We start from the raw sequence: 15,538 nt of genomic DNA on the forward strand, positions 1-15,538 counted from the left end.
AAGAGGTGGCCATTCATGAACCGTGAAGAAGCTGCGAAGAAAATTGAAGAGTTAAGAGATGAACTACATCAATATAACTATGAATACCATGTCTTAGACGATCCATCTGTTCCAGACCATATCTATGATAAGAAGTTACATGAGCTAATGGATTTAGAGGAACAATTCCCTGAATTATTGACTAGTGACTCGCCAAGTCAAAGAGTAGGTGGACAACCTTTAGATAAATTTGAAAAGGTCGATCATGAAGTGCCGATGCTAAGTTTAGGTAACGCATTTGGCGAAGACGACTTACGTGACTTTGATCGACGTATCCGAGAGCGTGTCAGCCATTATCGTTACGTGTGCGAATTGAAAATTGATGGTCTAGCTGTTTCATTACGATATGAAGATGGTAAATTTATCAGAGGTGCAACACGTGGTGATGGTAAGACAGGTGAAGACATTACCAATAACCTAAAAACGATAAACAGCATTCCTTTAAAAATACAGGAAGAAGAAACGATTGAAGTACGCGGAGAAGCTTACATGCCAAAGAGGTCATTCCTCGCTTTAAATGAAGCGCGTGAAGCGGAGGGGCAAGAAGTTTTCGCTAACCCAAGGAATGCTGCTGCAGGATCGCTACGTCAACTTGATCCTAAAATTGCTGCAAAGCGTAATCTGGATATTTTTATTTACAGTGTTGGTCAATGGGAAGCCGGTTCTATCGAAAGTCATAGTAAACGTTTAGAGTACCTTAAAAAACTCGGTTTTAAAACGAATCCAGAAACGAGAACGTTTGAAAGTATTGAAGACGTCATTCGTTACACGGAAGAGTGGACGTTAAAACGAAGTGAATTAGATTATGAAATCGATGGAATTGTTATTAAAGTTGATTCGATCGACCAACAAGAAGAGCTCGGTTTTACAGCTAAAAGTCCACGCTGGGCAATTGCTTATAAATTTCCGGCTGAAGAAGCGATTACTAAATTACATGGTATTGAACTGAGTGTAGGTCGTACAGGTGCAATCACACCGACTGCTATTTTAGAACCTGTCCAAGTGGCCGGAACAACTGTTTCTCGAGCTTCATTACACAATGAGGATTTAATTATTGAAAAAGATATCCGAATTGGGGATACAGTCGTGATTAAAAAAGCAGGTGACATCATACCTGAAGTGGTTCGAGTTGTAAAAGAAGAGCGTTCCGGAGATGAACAAGTTTTCCGCATGCCCGAAAATTGTCCTGTATGTGGCAGTAAAATTGAAAAAGTAGATGATGAAGTCGCCTATCGTTGTTTAAATCCAAATTGTGAAGCTCAGCTTAAGGAAGGACTTATTCACTTTGTTTCACGAAATGCGATGAACATTGACGGACTTGGTGAAAAAGTAATCGAACAGCTTTTTGATAATGATTTAATCCATACGATTGCAGATTTATATAAGTTGAACCGGGAAGACCTCATTCAATTAGATCGAATGGGTGAAAAGTCAGTTTCCAACCTACTTTCAGCTATTGAAGCGTCAAAAGAGAATTCGTTAGAGCGTTTACTATTCGGTCTTGGTATTCGATATGTTGGGAGTAAGGCTGCAGATACATTAGCATCACACTTTAAAACGATGGACCAATTAATGAAAGCAACTTCAGAAGAACTTGTATCAGTACCTGAGATTGGATCAAAAATGGCAGAATCTATAGCAACTTACTTTGATAAACCACAAGTGAAAGAACTTATAGAAGATCTTAAGACACTTGGCCTTAACATGGAGTATTTAGGTTCTACGGTTGAAGTAAGTTCAGATTCTATCTTTTACAATAAGACAGTTGTTTTAACTGGAAAGCTTGAACAGTTATCACGCGGTGAAGCGAAGGAACGAATTGAAGCTCTTGGTGGAAAAGTAACAGGCAGCGTGAGTAAAAAAACAGATTTATTGGTTGCTGGTGAAGAAGCTGGCTCAAAATTGGATAAAGCGAAAAAATTAGAAGTTGAAGTGTGGAATGAGCAACAATTGATGGATGCACTAGATGCATAGGGAGTGGAAAACATGAAGAAGTTAGCGATATTATTGTCGATTGTATTGATCATCGCTGGCTGTACCCCGCAGTATGATTCTGAAGAAGAGGTAGTACAGGATGATCCAGAGGAAACAGAAGATGAGCAAAGACAAATTATACCTAATCGCATATCGGATAATGATTATCAAACTATAGTGCCGTATAAACCAAATGTAGCAAGAGGTACGATCACTGATCAGGTATCCAATTCATATGATGTCGATGAGCTAGAGTTAGGATTAATTCGACATGCCAAAGGGACGTTTAGTCCAGATGATTATTTATTTCAAGAAGGTCAGTATTTAGATGAAGGAATGATTTTAGAATGGATTGATGATTTAAATCCACCAGATAAAAATAGTGATGATCGTGAGTATCATGAAGAGAACCCAAGAATTTTTTCACACGTATTAGAACATAATTACTTAGTCCGTTCAGATGATAATCGAGTTGAACTAGGCGGAATAGCCATTGGTATTGCTTTAAAATCAGAGTACAATTTTAAAACTGAAGTTGGAGGACCTACTTTCTCAACAGATATTAGTCAAAAAGAGATGTTAGAAGAGGGTAAGGAAATTGCAGATTCCCTTTTATCCAGAATACGAGAAGTAGAGGAATTACAAGATGTTCCAGTCATGATTGCGTTATATCGTCAAAACAGCAATAACGCGATTGTACCTGGCCACTTTGTAGCGAAAGCAGAAGTCGAGCCACTAGCTCAAAATGTAGATGGATGGACAAACATTAATGAAAATCACGTTCTTTTCCCATCAAATGAAGCTGAAACAGATTATTATGATCAATATGAGATCATGAATGAATTTACACAAGAAGTTCAAGACTTCTTCCCGAACTATACAGGAGTCATCGGTAGAGGTTTTTATTCGAATAACGAATTACGTAAAATGTCTATCAATATACCAATTGAGTTTTACGGGCAGCAAGAAGTCGTAGCATTTTCTCAACATTTATACAGTTTAGTGATGGAATATTTCCCTAACACGTATGATGTTGAAGTCACCGTGGAATCGCCCAATAAACAAGAAGCCTTAATCTTTAGAAATGCAGGTCAAGAGGAGCCGAGTGTTCACATTTATGAATAATCAAAAATTTTCGATTTGATTGACCGCCACATTTCGTTTAAAATAGACAATGGAAGCGCTACATTAGCGATAATACGAATTTTAAGGAGGCTTTAATATGGTACAACCATACCGTCACGAACCATTTACAGACTTTACAGTCGAAGAAAACAAAAAAGCAATGGAAGAAGCTCTCAGTCAGGTAAAGAGTGAACTTGGTCAAGAGTATCCACTCATCATTGGCGGAGAACGTATCTATACAGACGATAAAATTGCTTCAACTAACCCAGCTAAGAAAGATGAAGTTGTCGGTTATGTATCAAAAGCTGACAAAGAACTTGCAGAAAAAGCGATCCAAGTAGCGGACGAAACGTTCGAATGGTGGAGAAAATCAACGGCAGAAATGCGCGCAGATATCCTATTCCGTGCAGCAGCCATTGTACGTCGTCGTAAGCATGAATTCAGCGCATGGATTATCCACGAGGGTGGTAAGCCATGGAAAGAAGCAGATGCTGATATCGCCGAAGGAATCGACTTTTTAGAATACTACGGCCGTCAAATGTTAGAAATCGACAAAGGGAAAGAAATCGTAAGCCGTCCAGTTGAGAACAATCGTTTCAAATATATCCCATTAGGTGTTGGTCTAGTCGTATCACCATGGAACTTCTTATTTGCGATTATGTGTGGTACAGCTGTTTCGCCAATGGTAACCGGTAACACGGTTCTATTAAAACCTGCAAGCTCTACACCTGTTATTGCATACAAACTAATGGAAGTATTAGAAGAAGCAGGTATGCCAGCTGGTGTTATTAACTACATCCCTGGTAGCGGTCGCGAAATTGGTGACTACGTTGTTGAGCATCCAAGAACTCGCTTCATCAGTTTCACTGGTTCACGCGAAGTAGGTATCGGAATCTATGAAAAAGCAGCAAAAGTTCAGCCAGGTCAAAAATGGTTGAAGCGTGTAGTAGCTGAAATGGGCGGTAAAGATACCATCGTTGTAGATAATGACAGTGATCTAGAATTAGCTGCAGAATCTATTATGAACTCAGCATTTGGCTTCCAAGGACAAAAATGTTCAGCTTGCTCTCGCGTTGTAGCGCATGAGGACGTTTATGATGATCTATTAGAGCGTGTAGCAGAGTTAACGAAAGACATCACAGTTGGTAACACAACTGATAAAAATTACTTCATGGGTCCTGTAATTGATCAAGCTGCATATGATAAGATTATGGGTTACGTAGAAACAGGTAAAAACGAAGGTAAACTTGTATTAGGTGGAGAAGGTGACGATTCAAAAGGTTACTTCATTAACCCAACAATTTTTGCGGATGTTGACCCTGAAGCAACGATTATGCAAGAAGAAATCTTTGGGCCAGTTGTGGCGTTCACAAAAGCTAAAGACTTCAATGAAGCTTTAGATATTGCAAACAACACTGAATACGGCCTAACTGGTGCTGTAATTACAAATAACCGTAACCACATTGAAATCGCTAAAGAAGACTTCCACGTGGGTAACTTATACTTCAACCGTGGATGTACAGCAGCGATTGTAGGTTACCACCCATTCGGTGGCTTTAACATGTCAGGTACTGATTCTAAAGCTGGTGGACCTGATTACCTTTACAACTTCTTACAAGGTAAGACTCTTTCAGAGATGTTATAAGAATGTAAGATTTGTAATTTAAATTTTAGGTTATATTATAAATATAGATGTATACAATGGGTAAAGGGTAGGAATTACAGATGTAATTCCTACCCCCTATATGTGCAGTCTATGCCACAAGGACAGTGGCTAACGGAAACCCATTACGCAAAAGTGACACGCTGTCTTGCTTCCGCCAAAAGCAAGGCAGCTTCTTTTTTGCCAATAAACACGACCATTGGCAGGACGACCACAGGTGTATCTGACATAGTTGTCAGCCCACCTATCACCGCCAGTATTACAAAAATACTTTCGTAATACTTCACTGAGAACCCCTCCTTTCATCGATCCTATTCGCCAACGACAGGACAAGGGCCAACCACTACCTTGCTTTATAAACTGCTCGGCTCAATTATAACAATATTCAGATAATTAAGCATGATAAAATAGTATGGTTATATATCAATCTTTTGCAATACAGGTCAATATAACCATACACCAAATATAACTAGAGTTATATTTTGAACACCTAAAAAATGTGCTTAAATTCACGTCCTTCATGTGATTGATTTCACAATGAAGAAATAAGTAGTCTAGACTAACTATTTCGGGTGGTAAAATTATACTATAATGCAAAAATGAGTGTATTTACCCATTTGATAAAAAAGGTATTGGTTTATGTTATAAGTTAGGGTAAAATTTTAATTTTAAGATAAAAATTAAGGCTTTAGGACAAGGTCTCGGTACCAATAGAATTGATCTTTGACAACATCGTCCGTCACTTTAATGTTTACTGGATGATTAAAAATTGGACCATCGTAAACGAAAGTATGGAACTCACCATTTTCCCCACACGGATCAATAGAGTTTGGTAACTCATTTAAAAATTTATGATCTATGATTTTTCCTAAATTGGATTCAGGAACTTTCACTGGATCTATGGTAGTAATAATCATTTTATAGCCAAGATCTATAAATTCATTCATTAATTCAGGGGTGGCACAACCCCACAAAGGAAAGATTGGTTGAATCGATAATCCTTCAAGGTTTTGTTCTCTGTATTTTTTCAGATCCTCAAGGAATATGTCCCCAAAAGCAACATGTGTGATTCCATCTTGAATGGCTTCTTCCATAACCTTGCTCATTATTTGCTCGTATTTTTCATTTGGACAAGGGTTTGGAAGGTAAACCTTCTTAACTGGTAAGCCAATCGCTTTAGCTTGAGCATCAACAATTTCTTCTCTAACCCCGTGAATGCTACTTCTTTCATAATCCTCACTCATGGTAATTAATAAATATGAAACGTCATAATCTTCATTTTCTAGTAGTCTATGAAGGGCTAATACGGAATCTTTCCCGCCACTGAAAGATAACATAACTTTATTGATTGTGATCACCTCATGTTTTAATAGGATAACTTACTAAATACTTTACCAGCTTTTTATTAGTTGAAAAACTCTATTTGGAAGAATGAGTAGATTACTTGCAAAAAGTTGCCTCCTACTTGTAAGAATGTGAGTTTTATTTGGATAAAAAGTGATTCTACTTGCAAAAACTAAAAGTCTATTTGCGAGAATGAATGTTTTATTTGCGAAAACACCGCCCTAATTTGCCATAAACTATAAAAGGAGGGCATTTTCCTCTAAGAAAATGCCCTCCACTTTTATTATTTTGCCGTTTCATAACTGTTCACTAGTTCATCGATAAGTGAACCAACATGAGCTACAGCTTTTTCGATTGGTTCTGGGGTGGTCATGTCAACACCCGCATACTTCATAAGTTCTTGAGGTGTTTTGGTTCCTCCAGCTTTTAAAACGTCTAACCAACGATCAATCGCTGGCTGACCTTCTTCTTTAATCATTTGAGATACTAGAGTAGATGCGGTTAAACCAGCAGAGTAGGTGTACGGATATAGCCCCATGTAATAGTGTGGCTGTCGCATCCAAGTCAGTTCTGCACCTTCATCTAACTCAACAGCATCGCCCCAGAAGTTAGCAAGTGCTTCTCGTTTTTGTTCTTTCAGAGTATTCGCAGTAAGTGGGACGCCTTGTTCTGCTAGATTATAAACACGACGTTGGAATTCACCTTCAAGTAAGTGCGTCACAAAGTTGTGATAATACGTTCCGAGTAACTGTAAAATAATCCAACGACGCATACGATCATCATCACTATGCTTTTCTAATAAATGGTCCGCTAATAACATTTCGTTCATCGTGGATGGTGCTTCAACAAAGTAAGTCGATGGACGCGTATTGAAGACTCGCTGGTTTTTATTGGCTAAATAGAAGTGGCCAGCGTGACCCAGTTCGTGTGCCAGGATAAAGCCGCCACGCATCGCACCCGTCCAAGTTAATAGAATAAAAGGGTGTGAACCGTACGGGCTTGCACAGAATGCACCGGTTGCTTTACCGACGTTATCAGCGTAATCCACCCAACGCTCTGTAAGTCCTTTTTTCATAATTTCAGTATATTCAGGTCCCATGACACTCAATGCTTCTAAGATGGTTTCGCTCACTTCTTCATAAGTCGTTGTTGGATTAAATTCGGGATCTAGTGGTGCTTTAAGATCCGCAAAAGTCATTTTATCTAATCCAAGGACTTCTTTTTTCAATTTAGCAAACCGACGCATATGAGGAGCTAATTCTCGTTGAATCACATCTAATTGATTATGATACATTTCTTCGGTTACTTTCTGTGGTTGAAGCAGCATTTGTGTTACATTATCGTAACCACGAACTTTTGCTAGTTGTACTTGTTTTTTCACCTCTGTTGCATAAGTAGCTGCATAAGTGTTCTGATATTGTTTCAACGTGCTAACGAACGACTTATAAGCATTGCGTCTGACGTCCGTATCAGTTGATAATTCATACTCATCTTCAAAAAGTGCAAATGAATTCGAGTATTCTTCACCATTTGCTTTAAAGTTATCAAACTGCATATCAGAAGACTTACTTCGCTGATAGATCGTATATGGTGCGCTGTGTACTTCACTTAATGAAGCTAACACTTCCTCTGTCTCAGGAGAGAGTGTGTAAGGTTTATATTCTAATAATTCTTTTAATAGATTCTCATAAACTTTTAGGTCTTCGTTTTCTTCTAAATATATTTCGATGGTTCCTTCTGGTAAAGCTAAAACCTCAGAATCAAAAAATGAAAGTGAGGCCCCAACTTGTGCTAGAGTTGAAGCAACTTTTCCTGAGTTCGCTTGGTTATCAGGGTTTGTCCCATCCTCAGACGAACGTAAATTGGCGTAAGTCGCTACGGGAATAATTTTTTCTTGTAGTTGTGACTGAGCTTCCAAACAGTTATAAAGGACATCTGAGCCTTCGTGTAATTTTCCTTTGTATTGAGTGACAGTCGGTACGGAGTCCTCAATATCCTTTAAAGCTTGTTCCCAATCCTCTGTTGTTTCAAAAAGATCTTCTACCTTCCATGTTTGTTCTACCGGTACTTCATGACGTTCTAATCTTGATTTAGCCATAATAAGTTCCTCCCCACAAATTTATTTCGGATTACTAAGTATTATAAAACAAAACACCTTTGTTGTGTAAAAAAATACTGAATTTTTATAAAGAAGTAGATAATTCAGACTTTGGACTTATGTTTTGAAAAGCATGTGCTGACTTGGACGTATTAGGGGAAGGAAACATCCTTGAACTATTAGAAGAAGAAGGGTTTCAGATTACAAGAAAATAACCTCATAAAAGTCTGACGCACTTGCATCAGACTTTTTTTATCTTCATTTTGCAAATGATGTTATTTAAAATGTGTTTAGTGTTAGAATGGTAATGGGGAAAACATTGTCACAGCAAGTTATGATTTGCTATTATTTATAGTATTGTGTAGTTAATTTTGTACGGAGGTGCAGAACATTGTCAAAGATTTCTAAAGACCAGGTTAAGCATGTCGCGAATCTTGCGAGACTGGCGATTACAGAAAAAGAAGCTGAAAAATACAGTGAACAGCTCAGTGATATCATTGATTTCAGTGAGCAGTTGAATGAACTCGACACATCAAATGTTGAGCCCACCACACATGTATTAGATATGAAAAATGTATTACGTAAAGATGAGCCGAAAGAGTGGATTTCGAAAGAGGATGCTCTTAAGAACGCTCCGGATCAACAAGATGGTCAGTTCAAAGTGCCATCAATCTTAGATTAAGGAGGCTAAGTAAAGATGTCGTTATTCGATTATACAATCAAAGAACTACAAGAGAAGTTAAACCATAAAGAAATTACCGTAACGTATTTAGTGAAAGAATCATACAAGCAAATCCGTGAAACAGATGACGAAGTTCAAGCGTTTTTAACCTTAAATGAAGAAGAAGCATTGAAACAAGCTCAGGAACTAGATGAAGCTGGCGTTGACGCTGAACAATTCCCGTTATTTGGGATGCCAATTGGAATTAAAGACAACATCGTGACAAAAGGCATCCGTACTACTTGTGCGAGTCAAATTTTATCTAACTTAGATGACCCATTATACGATGCAACGGTCATGACGAAATTGAAAAATGCGAAGGCCGTTAATATTGGAAAATTAAACATGGACGAGTTCGCGATGGGATCTTCTACTGAGAACTCAAGTATGAAAACAACTCGTAACCCTTGGAATACAGACTATGTTCCTGGTGGTTCTAGTGGAGGATCTGCAGCAAGTGTTGCCGCTGGTCAAGTTCCATTCGCACTAGGGTCTGATACAGGTGGTTCTGTTCGTCAGCCAGCTTCTTACTGCGGAGTTGTTGGAATGAAACCTACATATGGACGTGTGTCTCGTTTCGGATTAGTGGCATTTGCGTCATCTCTAGATCAAATCGGCCCAATTACGAGAACTGTTGAAGATAACGCTCGAATTTTAGAAGTTATCGCAGGCCAAGATGAGATGGATTCAACAAGCGCAAATGTTGAGGTGCCGAAATACAGTGAGGCTTTAACTGGTGATGTCAAAGGACTTAAAATTGCGGTGCCAAAAGAATATTTCCGTGAAGGTGTCGATGAAAAAGTTAAAGAAAGTGTACGTGCAGCTTTAAAAGTACTAGAAGAACAAGGTGCTGAATGGGAAGAAGTTTCTCTTCCACATTCGAAATATGCGGTTGCTACATATTACATGATTGCTTCATCTGAAGCTTCTGCAAACCTTGCTCGATTCGATGGCGTACGTTACGGTAAACGTTCCGAAAATGCAAAAGACATGATGGATATGTTTAAGCTATCTCGTAGTGAAGGTTTTGGAGAAGAGGTTAAACGCCGTATTATGCTCGGAACGTTTGCCTTAAGTTCAGGTTACTACGATGCTTACTATAAAAAAGCACAACAAGTTCGTACGTTAATTAAGCAAGACTTTGAACAAATTTTTGAAAAATATGATGTCGTTATAGGTCCAACAGCACCAACCACTGCGTTTAAAGTTGGAGAAAAGATCGACGACCCATTAACGATGTATGCCAATGATATTATCACAATCCCGGTTAACTTAGCGGGTGTACCTGGAATATCAGTTCCATGTGGATTCCACCCAGACAACCAAATGCCGATTGGTCTACAAATTATCGGTAAGCACTTCGATGAAAGCACAGTTTATCGAGTGGCACATGCATATGAACAGGCAGCCGGATATTATAAAGAAAAGCCACAGCTTGGAGGTGCCAAGTAATGAATTTTGAATCTGTTATAGGTCTTGAAGTACATGTTGAATTAAAGACTAAATCGAAAATTTTCAGCCCAAGCTCGAACGCTTTTGGCGATGAGCCAAACTCTAATGTAAACCCAATCGACTTAGGGTACCCAGGTGTATTACCAGTGTTAAACGAAGAAGCGGTCAACTACGCGATGCGTGCAGCTATGGCGCTTAACTGCGAAATCGCAACGGACACGAAATTTGATCGTAAAAACTATTTCTATCCAGATAACCCGAAAGCGTATCAAATTTCACAGTTTGATAAGCCCATTGGAGAAAATGGTTGGATTGAAATTGAAGTAAATGGTGAGAAGAAGCGGATTGGTATTACTCGTCTTCACTTAGAGGAAGATGCAGGTAAGTTAACACACGGTGATGATGGCTATTCGCTTGTCGACTACAACCGTCAAGGAACACCACTTATTGAAATCGTGTCTGAACCAGACATGCGTACACCTGAAGAGGCATACGCTTATTTAGAGAAGTTACGTAACATCATTCAATTTACTGGCGTTTCTGATGTCAAAATGCAAGAAGGTTCTCTTCGTTGTGATGCGAACATCTCACTTCGCCCAATTGGACAAGAAGAGTTTGGTACGAAGACAGAGCTTAAGAACTTAAACTCCTTTAATTTCGTACGCCAAGGCCTTGAATTTGAACAAACACGTCAAGAGAAAGTTCTTCGTCAAGGTGGCGAAATTTTACAAGAAACAAGACGTTTCGATGAGAAAACAAAAGAGACGATCTTGATGCGTGTTAAGGAAGGTTCGGATGATTATCGTTACTTCCCAGAACCAGACTTAGTCCCGCTTTACATCGATGATGAGTGGAAAGAACGCGTTCGACAGTCCATCCCAGAATTACCCGATGCCCGTCGTGAACGCTATGTTAAGGAGTTAGGCCTAGATGCATATGATGCGCAAGTGTTAACGAATACAAAAGAAATGTCTGATTTCTTTGAAGCAACAATAGATCAAGGTGCTGATCCTAAGCAGGCGACGAACTGGCTAATGGGTGATATTTCAGGATACATGAATAAACAACAAGTTGAACTAAATGACTTACCATTAACTCCTGAGAGTCTAGCTAAAATGATTGACCTGATTGAAAAAGGGACTTTATCATCAAAGCTTGCGAAAAAAGTTATTACAGAGCTTCTTAAAAACGGCGGCGATCCGGAAAAAATCGTTAAGGAAAAAGGTCTCGTACAAATCTCTGATGAAGGTCAGTTACGTGAGATTATCACTGGCGTGTTAGATGAAAACGAACAGTCGATTACCGACTACAAAAATGGTAAAGACCGTGCCATTAAATTCTTAGTCGGTCAAGTGATGAAGAAAACTAAAGGGCAAGCCAACCCGCCAATGGTTAACAAGATTTTAGTTGAAGAATTGGATAAGCGTTAATTCAAATTTGAGAGGAGAGGCTGGGGAATGAGTTTTACATTTAAGCAGATCGATCATGTACAATTAGCGGCACCACGAGGTTCAGAAGATGAAGCTAGAAAGTTTTTTATCGATGCGTTAGGTTTTGAAGAACTTGAAAAGCCAGAAGCACTGAAGAAAAACGGAGGCGTTTGGTTTGAACGTGGTGAGATTCAAATTCATATCGGTGTGGAAGAACCGTTTAACCCAGCAAGAAAAGCCCATCCTGCATTAGAAATTAACGGTTTAAAGGAGCTCATGAAACACCTTGACCAACAGGAAATTGATTATAAACAAGATGATAAACTGCCAGGTGCTGATCGAATCTATGTTGCCGACCCATTCGGGAATCGCATTGAAATTTTAGAATGGCAGTAATTTATACTTCCAATATTTTTCAAATAGGAGTATCCTATAGATAGATAAGCAATTGTTGACAGAAGGTGAGAGTATGAAACGAGCTCGAGTCATATACAATCCAACATCCGGTCGAGAAGCGATGCGAAAGGCTCTACCAGATGTATTAGAAACGCTAGAAAAAGCAGGATTTGAAGCCTCAGCACATGCAACGACAGGGGATGGTTGTGCTAGAGATGCAGCTAAAGCAGCCTGCGAGCGAGAGTTTGATATTGTGATTGCAGCTGGTGGGGATGGAACTGTAAATGAAGTGGTTGATGGAATGGCAAGAGCTGAGTATCGACCTAAACTTGGCATTCTACCTATGGGAACCACCAACGATTTTGCACGTGCCATCCGTGTTCCAAGGGACCTGAAACGAGCGTTAGATATCATCGTTGAAGGGTATACGAAGAAGCTCGATATTGGAAGAGTGAACGACCACCATTTCATGAATATCGCAGGTGGAGGGAAGCTGACTGAACTAACGTATGAAGTTCCAAGCAAGCTAAAAACGGTCTTAGGTCAGTTAGCGTATTACTTAAAAGGAATTGAAATGCTTCCATTCATAAGACCGACGAAGGTTCGAATTGAATATGACGACCAAGTATTCGAAGAGGAAATCATGCTATTTCTCGTATCCAATTCTAATTCCGTTGGTGGTTTTGAAAAATTAGCCCCCCACGCGACAATGGATGATGGGTACTTTGATCTCATGATTTTGAAAAAGATTAACCTGGCTGAGTTTGTCCTCCTAGCTAACAAAGCTGTACGTGGTCACCATATTGATGATGAACATGTCATTTATGTACACGCGAATCAAATCATCGTCATTCCAGAAGAGGCGATGCAACTCAATCTAGATGGCGAATATGGTGGCAACTTACCAGGGAAATTTGAAGTGTTGCATAAACATATTGAATTTTTCTTACCTAAAGAAGAAATAGAATAATATAAAAAAAGCAATTCATTATGGGGAGATTACAACCCAAATGAATTGCTTTTTTATTACTATATACGAATGTATGTTCGTGAAAATATTCATTTAACAGAAAGAATAATGTATAATATAGACAAGCAGTTCACATACAAGCAAGGTAGGGCTTTTCCTCTAAATCCATAATGAATATGGAGAGAGGAGGTGAAGCTTATGAGCAAATATTTATTACTGTCTCTGTTGTTATTACTTGCAACAACCAGTTTATTAGATGCTCAAATTTTTGTCCTCCCATTTATTTTTATCAGCACTTTGGACAAAAATAAACTACCTTGCTTATTGCGGAAGCAAGGTAGTCAAGAAGATTAACACCATTTGAGTAACAGCCTTATCTTGCTAAATGGACTGCGTGAGGTGGGATGTTGGAAGCATTCCACCTTTTTAAAGTATATGCCAGAAACATGTGGCACATACAAATCATTTTATTTACTTATAATTATAATTAAGATCAAGTGAATGTCAATTATTAGAATTGTATTTAACTGCTCTTACTTTAAATCGATACACGTCTTAACGTATAATGTTAAAGTAATTAAGATAGAAGGACGGATATTCAATGGCAAAAAAAATAGCACCAGTAAAGAAAAATGAATACATAGATTTAGAATTTGTCGATTTAACCCATGAGGGAAATGGTGTAGGAAAAATAGACGGTTATCCTGTGTTTGTTCCATATGGACTCCCAGGTGAAAAGGCGAAAGTTAAAATTGTTAAGGTGAAGAAAAATGTGGCCTTTGGTAAACTTATTGAACTTATAGAACCTAGTGAGAATCGAATTGAACCTCCTTGTGATGTGTTTTACCAATGTGGAGGCTGTCAAATTCAACATATGTCTTACGAACGTCAGCTAAAAATGAAACAAAAACAAGTTCAGGACGTGATGCATAAAATTGCACACATGCCAGATGTTCCCGTTCACCCTGTGATTGGCATGGACGAGCCGTGGAGCTACCGAAATAAAGTTCAAATCCCGGTTGGAGAACGTGACGGGAAGGTTTTAACGGGGTTTTATCAAAAGCGAAGCCATCGTATTATCGATATGGATACTTGTCCAGTTCAAAACGAAGCTAATGATCATATCGTACGTGAAATGAGAGGTATTATAGAAGAACTCGGAATTGAACCGTATGATGAGGAAACACACCGTGGTGTCATTCGCCACATCGTCGTTCGTTCGGGTTACCATACGGGCGAGATTATGGTCGTGCTTGTGACGCGTACTAAGAAAATTCCAAATCAAGAAGCGTTAATTGAAAAAATTAAGGAACTAAACCCTAACATAAAGGGGATTATCCATAATGTGAACTCAAAACAAACCAATGTGATTATGGGACGTGAATCGAAGACGCTATGGGGAGAGGATGTCATCATTGATAAAATAGGTGACTTAGAATTTGCGATTTCAGCTCATTCATTCTTCCAGGTGAACCCTGAACAGACCGAACGCCTTTATGAACAAGCTTTAAAATTTGCGAACTTAACGGGTAATGAAACTGTTATTGATGCTTATTGTGGGATTGGAAGCATATCACTTTTCTTAGCTCAACATGCAAAGAAAGTGTACGGTGTTGAAGTAGTTCCGCAAGCGGTTGATGATGCTAAGGATAACGCGAAGCGAAACCATATTGATCATGCTGAATTCTTTGTTGGTGAAGCAGAAAAAGTGATGCCTTGGTGGCGTGCTCAGGGACTAAGACCCAATGTGATAGTTGTGGATCCGCCACGAAAAGGCTGTGATGAAGAACTGCTTAAAGCCATGATTGATATGAAACCTGAGAGAATTGTATATGTTTCATGCAATCCGTCAACGTTAGCACGCGACATTAAAATACTTGCGGATGGTGGATATAGTGCAAAGCAAATTCAACCAGTTGACATGTTCCCTCAGAGCAATCATATTGAGAGTGTAACGGAGTTGGTGTTGGAAAATTAATTGATACATTAAGGGGATCCTTACCCGAAAAGGATTCCCTTATTTAATGTGTGCCCGGCATGGGCTATAACTTGGTGGTGAAAGTCCACTACAGGCCTGGCAGTAGGAACTGTTAGCTAATGGCAAGGGTGTCCACCGTGAGGTGGAATCTGAAGGAAGCCTAAGGCAAAATCTTGAACTGACGAACAGAAACTGTATATAAGGCTGAATTGGAACGGATGAGTTTGCATTACAAAACGAAGTCCTATACTGCACGAATTCCATACAGTAAATACAGCAGTTATATGGGAGGAAGGTTATAGCTCTTACCCGGGGAGGTCTTGCAAGGGTTCCCGACAAGAGGGAAGA

At 39.1% G+C, this 15,538-nt stretch carries 13 protein-coding genes; 10 read left to right on the top strand and 3 right to left on the bottom strand.

Annotation, left to right across the window (positions count from 1 at the left end; all coding sequences use genetic code 11):
• The first annotated feature begins 15 nt into the window (after nucleotides 1-15).
• The 3 genes from ligA to pruA all read left to right on the top strand — a co-directional run bounded on the left by ligA (nucleotide 16) and on the right by pruA (nucleotide 4,783).
• Entirely contained in the window at nucleotides 16-2,013 is a 1,998-nt protein-coding gene (ligA, locus tag BMY57_RS08215; RefSeq protein ID WP_091773534.1) for an NAD-dependent DNA ligase LigA, read from the top strand.
• 12 nt (nucleotides 2,014-2,025) lie between these two features.
• The gene (locus BMY57_RS08220) at nucleotides 2,026-3,138 is read left to right on the top strand and encodes a CamS family sex pheromone protein (RefSeq protein ID WP_091773535.1); all 1,113 of its coding nucleotides are present in this window, start codon (nucleotides 2,026-2,028) and stop codon (nucleotides 3,136-3,138) included.
• 97 nt (nucleotides 3,139-3,235) lie between these two features.
• Nucleotides 3,236-4,783 (top strand): L-glutamate gamma-semialdehyde dehydrogenase, encoded by a 1,548-nt coding sequence (gene pruA / locus BMY57_RS08225; protein WP_091773536.1) that lies wholly within the window; start codon nucleotides 3,236-3,238, stop codon nucleotides 4,781-4,783.
• A gap of 143 nt (nucleotides 4,784-4,926) precedes the next feature.
• Here pruA and BMY57_RS16075 read toward each other — a convergent pair whose 3' ends face one another.
• The 3 genes from BMY57_RS16075 to pepF all read right to left on the bottom strand — a co-directional run bounded on the left by BMY57_RS16075 (nucleotide 4,927) and on the right by pepF (nucleotide 8,243).
• A complete protein-coding gene (locus BMY57_RS16075) occupies nucleotides 4,927-5,088 on the bottom strand; it encodes a hypothetical protein (protein WP_177176356.1) in 162 nt (53 codons plus the stop codon).
• A gap of 393 nt (nucleotides 5,089-5,481) precedes the next feature.
• Entirely contained in the window at nucleotides 5,482-6,159 is a 678-nt protein-coding gene (locus BMY57_RS08230; RefSeq protein WP_143063802.1) for a Dph6-related ATP pyrophosphatase, read from the bottom strand.
• A 269-nt stretch (nucleotides 6,160-6,428) separates the two neighbouring features.
• Nucleotides 6,429-8,243, bottom strand: coding sequence for an oligoendopeptidase F (gene pepF, locus BMY57_RS08235; protein ID WP_091773538.1), 1,815 nt, complete (start codon nucleotides 8,241-8,243; stop codon nucleotides 6,429-6,431).
• A 391-nt stretch (nucleotides 8,244-8,634) separates the two neighbouring features.
• Here pepF and gatC point away from each other — a divergent pair, with 391 nt between their 5' ends.
• From gatC to rlmD, 7 genes are all read left to right on the top strand, one after another.
• Nucleotides 8,635-8,925: an Asp-tRNA(Asn)/Glu-tRNA(Gln) amidotransferase subunit GatC gene (gene gatC, locus BMY57_RS08240; protein ID WP_091773539.1), complete on the top strand. Its 291-nt coding sequence runs from the start codon at nucleotides 8,635-8,637 to the stop codon at nucleotides 8,923-8,925.
• Nucleotides 8,926-8,940: 15 nt separating this feature from the next.
• A complete protein-coding gene (gatA, locus tag BMY57_RS08245; protein ID WP_091773540.1) occupies nucleotides 8,941-10,416 on the top strand; it encodes an Asp-tRNA(Asn)/Glu-tRNA(Gln) amidotransferase subunit GatA in 1,476 nt (491 codons plus the stop codon).
• Nucleotides 10,416-11,846: an Asp-tRNA(Asn)/Glu-tRNA(Gln) amidotransferase subunit GatB gene (gene gatB, locus BMY57_RS08250; RefSeq protein ID WP_091773541.1), complete on the top strand. Its 1,431-nt coding sequence runs from the start codon at nucleotides 10,416-10,418 to the stop codon at nucleotides 11,844-11,846. Before gatA ends, gatB begins: the two co-directional genes overlap by 1 nt.
• A 27-nt stretch (nucleotides 11,847-11,873) precedes the next feature.
• The gene (locus tag BMY57_RS08255) at nucleotides 11,874-12,242 is read left to right on the top strand and encodes a VOC family protein (protein ID WP_091773542.1); all 369 of its coding nucleotides are present in this window, start codon (nucleotides 11,874-11,876) and stop codon (nucleotides 12,240-12,242) included.
• A 73-nt stretch (nucleotides 12,243-12,315) separates the two neighbouring features.
• A complete protein-coding gene (locus BMY57_RS08260) occupies nucleotides 12,316-13,212 on the top strand; it encodes a diacylglycerol kinase (protein ID WP_091773543.1) in 897 nt (298 codons plus the stop codon).
• Between the two features lie 198 nt (nucleotides 13,213-13,410).
• Nucleotides 13,411-13,566 (top strand): hypothetical protein, encoded by a 156-nt coding sequence (locus BMY57_RS16080; RefSeq protein ID WP_175614977.1) that lies wholly within the window; start codon nucleotides 13,411-13,413, stop codon nucleotides 13,564-13,566.
• Between the two features lie 247 nt (nucleotides 13,567-13,813).
• Complete coding sequence (gene rlmD, locus BMY57_RS08265; protein ID WP_091773544.1) at nucleotides 13,814-15,190, top strand: 23S rRNA (uracil(1939)-C(5))-methyltransferase RlmD; 1,377 nt, start codon at nucleotides 13,814-13,816, stop codon at nucleotides 15,188-15,190.
• Nucleotides 15,191-15,538 lie beyond the last annotated feature (348 nt).

Origin of the sequence: Piscibacillus halophilus (genome assembly GCF_900110685.1) — a bacterium.
GTDB lineage: Bacteria > Bacillota > Bacilli > Bacillales > Alkalibacillaceae > Piscibacillus > Piscibacillus halophilus.

What these genes read in the sequence shown, in the direction of transcription:
- ligA (WP_091773534.1), top strand. Translation starts at nt 16, where the DNA reads ATGAACCGTGAAGAAGCTGCGAAGAAAATTGAAGAGTTAAGAGATGAA.
- BMY57_RS08220 (WP_091773535.1), top strand. Translation starts at nt 2,026, where the DNA reads ATGAAGAAGTTAGCGATATTATTGTCGATTGTATTGATCATCGCTGGC.
- pruA (WP_091773536.1), top strand. Translation starts at nt 3,236, where the DNA reads ATGGTACAACCATACCGTCACGAACCATTTACAGACTTTACAGTCGAA.
- pepF (WP_091773538.1), bottom strand. Translation starts at nt 8,243, where the DNA reads ATGGCTAAATCAAGATTAGAACGTCATGAAGTACCGGTAGAACAAACA.
- gatA (WP_091773540.1), top strand. Translation starts at nt 8,941, where the DNA reads ATGTCGTTATTCGATTATACAATCAAAGAACTACAAGAGAAGTTAAAC.
- gatB (WP_091773541.1), top strand. Translation starts at nt 10,416, where the DNA reads ATGAATTTTGAATCTGTTATAGGTCTTGAAGTACATGTTGAATTAAAG.
- BMY57_RS08255 (WP_091773542.1), top strand. Translation starts at nt 11,874, where the DNA reads ATGAGTTTTACATTTAAGCAGATCGATCATGTACAATTAGCGGCACCA.
- BMY57_RS08260 (WP_091773543.1), top strand. Translation starts at nt 12,316, where the DNA reads ATGAAACGAGCTCGAGTCATATACAATCCAACATCCGGTCGAGAAGCG.
- BMY57_RS16080 (WP_175614977.1), top strand. Translation starts at nt 13,411, where the DNA reads ATGAGCAAATATTTATTACTGTCTCTGTTGTTATTACTTGCAACAACC.
- rlmD (WP_091773544.1), top strand. Translation starts at nt 13,814, where the DNA reads ATGGCAAAAAAAATAGCACCAGTAAAGAAAAATGAATACATAGATTTA.